Here is a 13,005-nt window from a genome sequence, read left to right as displayed (position 1 = left end):
GGATTAGCGACACCTCTAGCCAAGCCCTTCATCCTTTTAGAGGGCTTGGCTCGGATACAAATGCAACGAATTAGACCTTAGGACTTCAAGATGGATTTTGAATTAAACGAAGATCAACTCGCGTTTGCCGAAGTAGCAAAGCAGTTTGCAGACCAAATGTTAGCGCCTCATGCGGCCGAGTGGGATGAAAACCATCATTTCCCTAAAGACGTACTGCGTCAAGCAGGTGAACTTGGTTTTCTGAGCATCTATACGCCGCCAGAGCATGGTGGCTTGGGATTGTCTCGTTTGGATGCGGCGATCATTTTCGAGCAGTTGGCTATGGGTTGTACCGCGACTACTGCGTTTATGACCATTCACAACATGGCGACGTGGATGATCACCAGCTTTGCCAAAGCCGAAGTGGCGCAGCAATTTAGCGCGGATCTAATTTCGGGTGAAAAGCTCGCTTCCTACTGTTTAACCGAACCTAATGCCGGCTCTGACGCCGCTTCTCTAACGACTAGCGCAGTGCGTGATGGCGATGAGTTTGTCCTCAATGGCGCAAAAGTGTTTATCTCGGGTGCCGGTGATACAGATGTATTGGTCGTGATGGCGCGTTCGTGTGGTGAAGGAGCGGGTGGCGTTTCTGCATTCGTTGTTCCTGCTGATTGCGAAGGCATTAGCTACGGTAAAAAAGAAGCCAAAATGGGTTGGAACTGCCAGCCAACTCGCATGATTACCTTCGAAAATGTCCGCATTCCGGCTGACTATCTGTTGGGTGAAGAGGGAGAAGGCTTTAAGTTCGCCATGCTTGGCCTTGATGGTGGTCGAATCAATATCGCTACTTGTTCCGTCGGTACTGCGCAACAAGCACTGAACGAAGCCAAGCAATATATGAACGAACGCAAACAGTTCGGCCGTTCACTGGCGCAATTTCAAGCGTTGCAGTTCAAGCTTGCTGATATGGCGACTGAGCTGGTCGCTGCGCGTCAAATGGTGCGACTCGCTGCCGCTAAACTCGATGCCCAGCACGCAGAAAAAAGTGCGTACTGTGCCATGGCAAAACGCTTTGCTACTGATGTGGGCTTTAAAGTCTGCGATCAGGCGCTGCAAATTCACGGTGGCTATGGCTACATCAAAGAATATCCAGTCGAGCGCCATTTCCGAGACGTTCGTGTTCACCAAATCCTTGAAGGTACCAACGAAATCATGCGTCTGATCGTCGCAAGACGATTACTAACGGAAGGCGTTGAGCTGCTTTAGTCAGCGAGACACAGCCTTACCTAAAGAAATTAAAAAGGACTGAAAGATTATGACGGCACAAATCAAATTAGAGCGCGAAGCGCATATTGCCAAGCTCACGATTAGTAATCCGCCAGCGAACACTTGGACACTTGAGTCTTTGAATCAGCTAAAAGAGTTGGCGATTGAACTTAGCAATGATCGCTCTATTTATGCGTTGGTTTTAACAGGCGAAGGCGAGAAGTTCTTCTCTGCTGGAGCAGATCTTAATAACTTTGCATCCGGCGATAAATCACAAGCAGCAGACATGGCGTTCGCATTTGGTGAAGCGTTTGAAGCGCTTTCTGCATTCGATGGGGTTTCTATCGCAGCGATTAATGGCTATGCGATGGGCGGCGGTCTGGAAGTGGCGATGGCGTGTGACATTCGTATCGCAGAAGAACAAGTACAAATGGCACTTCCTGAAGCATCGGTAGGTTTGTTGCCGTGTGCGGGTGGGACACAAAACCTGACCGCGTTGGTAGGTGAAGGTTGGGCGAAGCGTATGATTCTATGTGGCGAACGAGTGACGGCCGAGCGAGCGGAAAAAATTGGGTTAGTCGAAGAGGTGGTGGCGAAAGGTCAAGCACTCGAAGCGGCTATGGAGCTAGCACAGCGTGTTGCAGGTCAATCACCGAAATCTGTGTCTGCGTGCAAAACGCTAATTCAAGGTCGACGCAGCCAAACTCATGCAGCTGGATTGGTTTTGGAGCGTGAACTGTTTTTACAGCTGTTCAATACACAAGATCAGACTGAGGGTGTGAATGCGTTTTTGCAAAAGCGCAAGCCACAATGGACAAACAGCTAGCGGAGGCCAAATGACAGGTACAGTAAATGTTTCAAAACTTGAGTGCGCTGATGGCTCTGTTATTGGTGTGCTGGAGCTGGATAATCCAGCTGCTCTCAACGCGTTGAGTTACGTGATGATTGAGAAGTTGTACAAACAGCTTAGTGAATGGCAAACGGACGACAGCGTCGTCGCGGTATTCTTGCATGCTCAAGGTGAAAAAGCGTTTTGTGCTGGTGGCGATATTCAAGCGATCTACCGTGCACTTGAAAACAAAGAGCAAGACTTTGATTCTGCGTTTTCAGCGATGGAAACCTTCTTTGACCTCGAATATCGCTGTGACCATCTTATTCATACTTATCCAAAACCGATCATCGCGTGGGGACATGGTTATTTGATGGGCGGGGGAGTTGGCCTGTTTATGGGTGCCAGCCATCGCGTAGCAGAAACCACCACACGCTTTGCAATGCCAGAGATTAAAATTGGCCTTTACCCAGATGTAGGCGCGACGTACTTCCTGAACCAGTTGCCAAAACATTTGGCACTGTTCTTAAGTTTGACTGCTTGCCAAATTAACGCAACAGATATGAAAGCGTTGGGGTTAAGCCAATGGATTGCACAGCCAGAAAACAAGCAAGTGCTGCTGGAGCTGCTTGCATCGGTAAGTTGGAAAGGTGAAGCGAACATCAACGAAAAAATCGCCACTACGCTGCGTTCGGTACACGTGGACGAGCCAACCGAAGGGATGTTGATGCCCTATGCGGAATTGATTGAGCAGTTATGTTCGGGTGACTTAGCGTCAATTGTTGATGCAATCAGCCGTGCTAACGTTGATAACAAGTGGTTCGTCAATGCGCAGAAGTCACTGAACTATGGCAGTCCGTTGTCGCTCAGTATCACTTATCAGCAGTTAACGCAGTATCAAAACCTCTCTTTGAAAGCGTGTTTTGATATGGAATTTAACCTAACACTACGTTGTGGCTTAGAAGGTGATTTTAGAGAAGGGGTTCGTGCGCTGATTATTGATAAAACCAATCAACCGACTTGGCAACATCGCACGGTTTCTGACGTAACGCCACAAGTTTTGGAGCGCTTCTTCTCGCCAATTGACTCAGCAGAATACCCACTGACCGCATCGTCGGTAGCTATAGCGGCACTTTAGTACAAGGAAGAAATACGATATGGACAAAATTGCATTTATTGGCCTTGGTAACATGGGTGCGCCTATGGCTAAGAATCTACTCAAAGCGGGCTTGAATGTCGAAGTATTTGATTTGAACCCAAGCGCAGTTGAGGAGTTGACCGCATTGGGCGCTTCAAGTGCCGATTCCGTTCAGCAGGCAGTACAAGGTGTGGAGGTGGTTGTCACTATGCTGCCAGCGAGCCAACACGTTCAAAGCGTTTATCTTGGTCAAGATGGCATCTTAGATAGCGTCGAATCAGGCACCTTGCTGATTGATTCATCCACCATCGATCCTACGACTGCTCGTTTGGTTGGCGAAAAAGCATCGCAACTTGGTATCAGTTTTGTTGATGCACCAGTATCTGGTGGCGTTGCGGGCGCAGCAGCAGGTACGTTAACTTTCATTGTTGGCGGCTCACAAGAGAACTTTGTTCAAGCCAAAGCGGTGCTTAGCCACATGGGTAAAAACATCTTCCATGCTGGTGATGCTGGAGCTGGTCAGGTGGCGAAGATCTGCAATAACATGATGTTGGGCATTTTGATGAGCGGCACCTGTGAAGCACTCAATTTAGGGATGGAAAACGGACTCGATCCCAAAGTGCTTTCCGACATCATGTTGCAAAGTTCAGGGCGTAACTGGGCGCTAGAGCTTTATAACCCTTGCCCAGGTGTGATGGAAAATACGCCTGCAAGCAATGGTTATCAAGGCGGCTTTATGAGCCAGTTAATGGCTAAAGATCTGGGTCTTGCGATGGAAGCGGCGGTTGCCAGTCAAACATCAACGCCAATGGGCAGCTTGGCTCGTAATCTGTTTAATTTTCACAACGGTCAGGGCAACGGGCAAAAAGATTTTTCAAGCTTGTTTGAGTTCTACCAAAAGCAAAATCAGGCCTAAGGAGCGCTTATGGAGTTAGCAAATAAGGTCATTGCGATCACGGGGGCAGGGCAGGGGCTGGGTAAACAAATGGCACTGTCACTGGCGGAAAATGGCGTTCATCTTGCGCTTATCGACCTCAATTCAGAGCAACTGGCTGAAACGAAAGCGGAATGTGAATCTCTCGGCGTTACCGCTCGTTTTTATGTGACGAACGTGACTGACGAACAGCAGGTGTGCACTGCTTTTGAGCAAATTGAGGCAGATTTCAAGCAGCTCAATGGCGTTATCAATAACGCAGGTATTATGCGTGATGGTATGTTCATTAAAGTCAAAGATGGTCAGGTTAACACGATGTCGCTGGAACAATTTCAGTCTGTTCTAGATGTGAATGTAACAGGCACTTTCCTGTGTGGCCGTGAAGCGAGCAAGGTAATGCTGAACACCGATAGCAAAGGGGTTCTGATCAACATATCCAGCGTTGCGCGTGCCGGGAATATTGGTCAAACCAACTATTCAGCATCTAAAGCGGCGGTAGCCACCATGGCAACGGTGTGGGCGAAAGAGTTAGGGCGTTTCGGAATTCGCTCAGTGGCGATTGCTCCGGGTGTCATCAAAACTGCCATGACAGACCAAATAAAACCTGAAGCGATGGAACGTTTAATCGGAATGATTCCGGTTGGACGTTTAGGTTTGGCGGATGAAATTTCATCGACCATAAAATACGTGTTAACCAACGAATTCGTGACCGGAAGAGTGTTCGAAGTCGATGGCGGAATGCGAATGTAACCCCTTCTGCAACATAAAAAAGGGGAGCGAGTTTGATTGTCCGCTTCCTTCCACTTTCTCCTTTCATTTATTGCTTCTATCTGAAAAATGTATTGGATGCATGGTCGACTGCTATCTCATCGAACGGTATAAAAATTGACTCTATTTCTAATGTGAATGGTTAGTTCTATATTGCTTGTCATGTAAATGTATCAACTCACAACTAAGACGATCTTTTGTCTCACTAACGAGATCATTATTCTTGGTGTGTAAAAAACACTCTTATTGGTTATATTGTGACCGAAAACTATTTCGGCATCTAAAGATGGTGATTTATTATTCAGCGCAAAATACATGGGAATATGAGGCTGACTGAATAACCTTCAGTTGTCTTAATAATAAATAATCAGAATTCTCAATTACACTGAAGTAACTACCCATTAGGGAAGAGCAATAATGTCACTATTTCATTCGCTTAGGACGATGCCGCTATTATTGGGGTGTCTGTGTTTTTCTGTTCAGGCCTCCACAGAAAAGGTGGAACAGGAAGGTAAGTTTTTACAGTCGTTAGAAGGCATCGAAAATCAAATTTACGCATTACCTCAGAGTTCTTTAGCTTTGATTGAAGCGTTAGAAGAAGAGTCTTTGCTACAAAACCAACCAACAGCGCTGTTGGTGCGTTACTGGCTTGCCAAGGCCACGGTTTTAGAGCTGCTAGGGCGCGTAGAAGAGAGTCAGAGTGTCGTTCAAAAAGGATTGGAGCTTGTGCGTCCACAGAGCCATGAGTATCTCCTGTTTAAGTTGATTCAGATGCGAACTATGGTTGGAAAGAGCGATATCGATACCGCGCTTTCTGCGTTGGATAGCTTGTTGGAAACATCGCGTGAGAATGGTGATAAGCAACTTGAATCAGAAATCCTGTTGCTAAAAGGACGCTATTACGATGAGCAAGGTGAGTTTAAAAAATCTTATGCTGCACTTATGTCGTCCATGGATGCAGCTGAATCTTCAGGTGTTCACGGGCTGGTCGAACGTGCAGCACTAGAGCTAGGTGACGTACTTGTCAAAATTCAGGGTTACGACCGATCTGAGGCGCTTTTGGAACAAGCATATCGCTATTTTAGGGATAGGCGTATGTCGTTCAATGAGTTGTTGAGCGTTTTGACGATAGCGAAACTTCATAAAGCACAGTTCCAATACGAAGAGGCGATAGCGTCATATCAGCGAGCGTTAAAGCTGGCTCAAATTATCGGTGATGGACGCTTTAGATTTCGAGTTAACCTTGAACTTGCAGCTTTATATCGTGAGACGAATCAAGAAAAGAAGATGGTTAACCACTTGAAGCTGGCGGAGAATTTACAGTACAGAGAAACGTCTAGCGCGTATTTGGCAACATTTAAGTTGTTACAAGCCGAATATATGTTAGAGCAGCAGCAATTTGAAATACTTTTAGCGATGATCGCGCCAATGCTGCCGGAGATTATAGAGAGTCGATACGTCAAGCAACAGCAAATGGAGCTACTAAAAGTCGCCGCTATGGCCTATGCGGGAAGCAATGACTTTAAACTAGCATTCGAAACTTACGGTAACTATCACGATAAATTTATCCAATTTAGCAATCAAAGAGAAGTTGAAAATCTTGAGCGCCAGCAGACGTTATTTGAGTTGGAACGACTTGAATATGAGAACGAAGATCTCAACTGGAACAATGTTTTGCAGCGTATGGAGCTAGAAAATAACCGTCGTACTTTTTACTTATTGGGTGAAGCGCTACTTGCGCTCATCGGTGTTCTATTTTTGATGGCGGTAGTATTTCTCGTCGTCAATCGCTCGCGTTTGAGAATGCGTCGCCTCGCAAAGACAGACACATTGACAGGGTTGTTCAATCGCCGTTTTTTAGAGGACTGGTTCACTAAGCCAGTAGAAGTGAGGCGTGAGCGAAAAGAGAAACCGGTACCTCAATCTAAGCAAGAAAAGATACAACACTTTGTTTTTGAGCAAGTCGAGCAAGTTAAGTACGGTTATCTAGCTTTAAATAAATGGGTAGATAGCAAACTCGATAAACAGAAAATGGTGCCAAATAAACCACAATCGGGGCCAGTAACTTTAGCGTTAATCGATGTGGATTATTTCAAGCAGGTAAATGATACCTATGGGCATGTGTTTGGAGATACCGTACTAACGGGCGTTGCCAAAGTGTTGGAGGAAACTGTACGTGAGAACGACATTGTTGCTCGTTTTGGTGGTGAAGAGTTTGTTGTTGTTATGCCCAATACAGACCATGAAAACGCCCTTATTACTGCAGAACGTTTACGTAGCGCTTTATCCCTACATGGCTTTGTTACGGAACAGAAAGGAGAAGTGAGAGTGACCTGTAGTTTTGGAGTCGTTACCACTGAAGATAATGAGATGAGTTTTAAATCACTTTGCGATCAGGCCGATAAATTGCTTTATCAAGCGAAAGCGAACGGACGCAACTGCGTGAAAGGTCGCTCGCTAGCGTAACAGAAATCAAGAGTTCAGGCTCATCGCACGATGAATCTGAACTTATCCCTCCCATTTACTTTGATAGCCAAGTGACTTTGAGATCCTTGCTTCGAATATAAAACGCTGAATCTAACATCTTAAAGTCACTTGGCGATATTACTTAAAAATGGCTTAAGGATATCGAATCGCATATTCATGGCGTTCAATATAACCTCTCTCTTTGCCTTCTTCACCTTCAAAGTGCGAATGCCACTTGTGTCTACAAAACTATAACAAACTAGTGTGTCTAATCTTTGCACAAATAAACCGTGTACAGGTGAAATGATTAGTGGTCGATATAAATTTTTTGTGGCACAGATTTTTGTTGTTCAAAAATCAACTCGTCCATAATCGCTTTAAAAATAGATTAATAGTTAATTATTTAATTTTATTTACCTTATTTGTTTATTCTTAAACTGAAATCTAGTTATCCCGACAAGTTCTTGCCGAGCAATTTTTCGTACACCCTCAACTTTTCATCCTTTTTTACTAACATTTTTCTTTAAAAATAATTTGAGTTCGAATTAATTTTCAGGCATTTTATATTTAACTAACCGTTCAATTAAAAATAACAGGGACGCAAAATGCCAAAGGTGGGGATGCCTGAAATCAGAAAACCGCAGCTTGTGAAAGCGACAATGTCAGTGATTGATAGAGTCGGTTTACACGCGGCGAGTATTTCGTTAATCAGCAAAGAAGCCGGTGTATCAACGGGGATTATCAACCACTATTTCGGTGGTAAGCACGGATTGCTGGAGGAAACGATGCGAGAAATCTTGCGTCAGCTTTCGTCCACTATCACACAGAAGTTACGTGAGCTGCCAAGTGATGCTCATCACCAAAGAATTAATGCAATCATTGACGGTAACTTTGTCGGCTATCAGGCAGAAAACCAAGTTGCTAAGACTTGGCTGGCGTTTTGGTCGTACTCAATGCATGACGAGCAGCTCAAGCGTTTACAGCGTGTCAACGAACGACGTCTATTGTCCCACCTAAGAAAAGAACTCAAAGCATTATTAAATGCAGAGCAGGCTGAATTGGTTGCTCATGGTATTGCATCACTTATTGATGGAATTTGGCTGCGCGGAACGCTCAACCCGCAAGGCATTGATGCAGAAAGAGCGAGAATCATCATCAACGATTATCTCGAAAAACAACTTACGTTTTATTCTGAAAAAATATAAAAGTTACAGGTCTTCAAAATGGAAATGAAAGCACACTATATCAATGGTGCGATGTACGACGGGTGTTCAGATGAACACTTCACCACTTACAATCCAGCGAATGGGGAGCCATTGGCCAACATTAAACAAGCGAACCAAGACGATCTTCAAGCAGCGATTGAATCGGCAAAAAAAGGTTTTGCTGCATGGTCGGCGATGACTGCGATTGAGCGCAGCCGTATTTTACACAAAGCCGTTGCCATTTTACGTGAGCGTAATGACGAGCTGGCTGCATTGGAAGTGGCAGATACTGGTAAGCCCATTCAAGAAGCTATCGCGGTTGATATAACAACAGGTGCCGATGTTCTTGAGTACTACGCGGGCCTTGCTCCAAGTCTACAAGGTGAACAGCAGCCACTCAGCGACGATCAGTTTTTCTATACACGTCGTGAGCCATTGGGCATTTGCGCGGGTATTGGCGCTTGGAATTATCCAATTCAAATTGCGATGTGGAAGTCGGCGCCAGCACTGGCTGCGGGCAACGCAATGATCTTCAAGCCATCAGAAGAAACACCATTAACGGCGCTTAAGCTCGCCGAAATTTATTCAGAAGCGGGCATGCCAGATGGCGTATTTAATGTCGTGCAAGGGGATTACCGAGTAGGACAGATGCTAACGGCGCATCCTGATATCGCAAAAGTGTCATTCACGGGTGAGTCAGGCACCGGTAAAGTCGTCATGAGTGACAGCGCTAAGACACTAAAACAAGTAACGATGGAGCTTGGTGGTAAGTCTCCACTGATTATTTTTGATGATGCGAAGTTAAACGATGCCGTTTCTGCGGCCATGGTGGCGAACTTCTACACCCAAGGTGAAGTTTGTACGCACGGTACACGCGTATTTGTCCATGAAGGTATTTATGACGACTTTATCGCACAACTTAAAGCCCGAACCGAGCTGTTAGTCGTCGGCGATCCGCTTGATGAGAACACGCAGATTGGCGCGCTAATCTCTAAAGATCATGAATCGAAAGTTTTAGGAGCGATTGAAGCAGCGAAAGCGAGTGGCGCGACGTTACTGACTGGCGGCTACAAAGTAACAGACAATGGCCTAGCTAATGGTAACTTTGTTGCTCCAACCGTATTTGTTGATTGCGATGATGATATGAGCCACGTTCAACAAGAAATCTTTGGCCCGGTAATGTCAGTTCTGAAATTCCGCGATGAGTCGGAGGTGATTGCGCGTGCAAATGGCACCGATTATGGCTTAGCGGCAGGTGTATTTACTCAAAACCTATCTCGTGCGCACCGTGTGATCCATCAAATTCAAGCGGGTATTTGTTGGGTGAACACATGGGGTGACTCACCTGCGGAAATGCCAGTTGGCGGCTACAAGCAATCAGGTGTTGGCCGTGAAAACGGAGTTGAGACCCTTAAGCATTACACACAAACGAAGAGTGTTCTGGTTCAGCTAAGCGACTTCGAAAGCCCTTACAAATGATACTACTCATAGTAGATAACTGACCACTTTAGCTTGTTAAAATGCTCGATAACTACGTTGTCAATTTTGATTGTAGGTTAACTACTTATCAAAATTTCCGCCTTGTTCTCAAGCATTTTTCCTACGCTAATTTCGTTCACTTATCTAGGGTGATTAGTATTAACTCCTAGGAGAATAAAAATGCAACAACACTACGATTACATCATCGTCGGTGCGGGTTCGGCCGGCTGTGTGCTAGCGGATCGCTTAAGTGAAAGTGGTCAAAATTCGGTCCTATTACTCGAAGCGGGTGGGTCGGATAAAAGTATTTTTATCCAAATGCCAACAGCGCTTTCTTACCCGATGAACACTGAAAAATACGCGTGGCAGTTTGAGACGGTTGAAGAGCAAGGGTTGGATGGTCGCCAACTTCATTGTCCTCGCGGAAAAGTTCTGGGCGGTAGCTCATCTATCAACGGCATGGTTTACGTTCGCGGACACGCTTGTGACTTTGACCAGTGGGAAGAGGAAGGCGCGAAAGGCTGGAATTATCAGTCGTGTTTGCCTTATTTCCGTAAAGCAGAGTCTTGGATTGGTGGTGCTGATGAATATCGGGGCGATCACGGTCCAGTCGGCACATGTAACGGCAACGATATGAAGCTCAATCCACTGTACCAAGCTTTTATTGATGCAGGCAAAGAAGCGGGCTACCCAGAAACAAAAGATTACAACGGTTATCAGCAAGAGGGCTTTGGCCCAATGCATATGACCGTCGACAAAGGCGTACGCGCTTCGACCTCTAATGCATACTTAAGCCGCGCTAAAAAACGCAAAAACTTCACCCTAATGAAGAGGGTGACGGTTCATCGAGTTTTATTAGAAGAAACTGGTGCAGAAGGTAAGAAAGCGGTAGGCGTTGAATTTGAAAAGTCAGGTTCAATTCAGCAATGTTTTGCGAATAATGAAGTGATTTCGAGTGCGGGTTCGGTTGGCTCCGTTCAGCTGTTGCAGCTTTCAGGCATTGGCCCTAAGGCAGTATTAGAAAAAGCGGGCATTGAGGTGAAACACTCGTTGGAAGGGGTAGGTAAAAACCTGCAAGATCACTTAGAAGTGTACTTCCAATATCACTGTAAGCAACCTATCACGCTCAACAGCAAATTAGGCTTGGTGAGCAAGGGCTTGATTGGCACTGAGTGGATATTAACTCGCAAAGGCCTTGGTGCTACTAACCACTTTGAATCGTGTGCGTTTATCCGCTCTCGTGAAGGACTAAAGTGGCCAAATATTCAATATCACTTCTTGCCAGCGGCAATGCGCTATGACGGGCAAGCTGCTTTTGATGGTCATGGTTTCCAAGTGCACGTCGGACCTAACAAGCCAGAAAGTCGCGGGTCGGTCGAAGTTGTCTCTGCGAATCCGAATGATAAGCCGAAGATTGAGTTTAACTACATTTCCACTGAACAAGATAAGCAGGATTGGCGTGATTGTATTCGCCTTACTCGCGAGATCCTCAATCAGCCAGCCATGGATGAGTTTCGTGGGGATGAGATCCAACCCGGTCTGAACATCACAACGGATGAACAGATTGATGAATGGGTGAAGCAAAACGTCGAGAGTGCTTACCATCCATCTTGTACCTGCAAAATGGGCGCAGATAATGACCCATTAGCCGTCTTAAATGAGCGATGCCAAGTACGCGGTATTCAAGGCTTGCGTGTGGTGGACTCTTCTATTTTCCCAACCATTCCGAACGGTAATTTAAATGCGCCAACGATTATGGTGGCAGAACGCGCCGCGGATATGATTTTGGATAACGCCCTAGAAACGTCGAACAACGTACCAGTTTGGATTGCACTGGACTGGCAAGAGATGCAACGAATGCATCCGCCAAAAAGAGATCTCGATTCGATCTCATAAAATGAAAAAGTCAGTAATCATTACAAGGAATTCAACATGTCTAAGATGACAAAAATCTTCTCAACAATTGCACTAAGTACTTTAGCAACAGGCGCTTACGCCAACCAATGTGAAACGGTTCGTTTCGCAGATGTAGGTTGGACTGACATCACTGCGACCACTGCCGTTACATCAGAGTTACTTAAAGGGTTGGGGTACAAAACGAAGACTGACCTTCTGTCTGTGCCTGTAACTTACTCCTCTATGGCTAATGGCGATATCGACATTTTCCTAGGTAACTGGATGCCAACGATGGAAGGTGATATCGCGAAATACCGTGATGCAGGTACTGTTGAAACCGTACGCGCGAACCTCGTTGGCGCAAAGTACACGCTAGCGGTTCCAAAATACGTTTATGACGCAGGCGTAACCAACTTCGCTGACCTAGTAAAACATGCCGACAAATTTAAAGACCGCATTTACGGCATTGAACCAGGAAACGATGGCAACCGCTTAATTCAGTCAATGATTGATAGTAACGCATTCGGCCTAAAAGATTTCAGCCTAGTTGAGTCCAGTGAAGCTGGCATGGTGTCTCAAGTATCACGTGCCGCACGCCGCAATCAATGGATTGTGTACCTAGGTTGGGCGCCGCACCCAATGAATAGTAACGTTGAAATGGAATATCTAGCGGGTGGTGATGACTTCTTCGGTCCTAACTACGGCGGCGCGAACGTCTACACAAACGTACGTAAAAATTACCTCGCTGAGTGTCCAAATGTAGGTCAGCTAGTGAAAAATCTAGAGTTTAACCTAGAAATGGAAAATGAACTGATGGAAGCGATTCTTAACCAGAAACAGAAGCCATCAAAAGCAGCGCAAGCATGGTTGAATGCAAACCAAGAGCAAATTGAAGCGTGGCTAGAGGGCGTGAAAACGGTGGATGGCCAAGATGCGCTAACAGCTATTACAAACTACTTAAAAACAAACGCTTAATAAGCAGTATTTGAGCTCGTTTTTTTAAAAGAAAGTGGGCAGTTTTGCCCGCTTCATTAACACAAAGGTT

10 protein-coding genes are annotated in these 13,005 nt (G+C 45.6%); all 10 read left to right on the top strand.

The features are described from left to right. The first annotated feature begins 90 nt into the window (after window positions 1-90). The 10 genes from R7093_RS14835 to R7093_RS14790 all read left to right on the top strand — a co-directional run bounded on the left by R7093_RS14835 (window position 91) and on the right by R7093_RS14790 (window position 12,935). Window positions 91-1,245 carry an acyl-CoA dehydrogenase family protein gene (locus R7093_RS14835; RefSeq protein WP_005373226.1) on the top strand — a complete coding sequence of 385 codons (1,155 nt, stop codon included), beginning with the start codon at window positions 91-93 and terminating at the stop codon, window positions 1,243-1,245. Window positions 1,246-1,294: 49 nt separating this feature from the next. Further along, entirely contained in the window at window positions 1,295-2,071 is a 777-nt protein-coding gene (locus R7093_RS14830; RefSeq protein WP_005382662.1) for an enoyl-CoA hydratase, read from the top strand. 10 nt (window positions 2,072-2,081) lie between these two features. Further along, entirely contained in the window at window positions 2,082-3,212 is a 1,131-nt protein-coding gene (locus tag R7093_RS14825) for an enoyl-CoA hydratase/isomerase family protein (protein WP_238970452.1), read from the top strand. Between the two features lie 19 nt (window positions 3,213-3,231). Beyond that, window positions 3,232-4,128 (top strand): 3-hydroxyisobutyrate dehydrogenase, encoded by an 897-nt coding sequence (gene mmsB / locus R7093_RS14820; protein ID WP_025767888.1) that lies wholly within the window; start codon window positions 3,232-3,234, stop codon window positions 4,126-4,128. Between the two features lie 9 nt (window positions 4,129-4,137). Continuing rightward, a complete protein-coding gene (locus tag R7093_RS14815; protein WP_033906450.1) occupies window positions 4,138-4,896 on the top strand; it encodes an SDR family oxidoreductase in 759 nt (252 codons plus the stop codon). Window positions 4,897-5,358: 462 nt separating this feature from the next. Next, entirely contained in the window at window positions 5,359-7,380 is a 2,022-nt protein-coding gene (locus R7093_RS14810) for a tetratricopeptide repeat-containing diguanylate cyclase (RefSeq protein WP_136977223.1), read from the top strand. A gap of 605 nt (window positions 7,381-7,985) precedes the next feature. Next, entirely contained in the window at window positions 7,986-8,585 is a 600-nt protein-coding gene (gene betI / locus R7093_RS14805) for a transcriptional regulator BetI (RefSeq protein WP_017820329.1), read from the top strand. Between the two features lie 18 nt (window positions 8,586-8,603). Next, window positions 8,604-10,064 carry a betaine-aldehyde dehydrogenase gene (gene betB / locus R7093_RS14800; RefSeq protein WP_047101361.1) on the top strand — a complete coding sequence of 487 codons (1,461 nt, stop codon included), beginning with the start codon at window positions 8,604-8,606 and terminating at the stop codon, window positions 10,062-10,064. A gap of 180 nt (window positions 10,065-10,244) precedes the next feature. Next, window positions 10,245-11,960: a choline dehydrogenase gene (gene betA / locus R7093_RS14795; RefSeq protein WP_047101363.1), complete on the top strand. Its 1,716-nt coding sequence runs from the start codon at window positions 10,245-10,247 to the stop codon at window positions 11,958-11,960. 36 nt (window positions 11,961-11,996) lie between these two features. Then, window positions 11,997-12,935, top strand: coding sequence for a choline ABC transporter substrate-binding protein (locus tag R7093_RS14790; RefSeq protein WP_005382646.1), 939 nt, complete (start codon window positions 11,997-11,999; stop codon window positions 12,933-12,935). Window positions 12,936-13,005 lie beyond the last annotated feature (70 nt).

The sequence above is a fragment of the Vibrio sp. 1580 genome (assembly GCF_033340055.1).
This window is presented reverse-complemented; position numbering and strand designations above follow the sequence as displayed.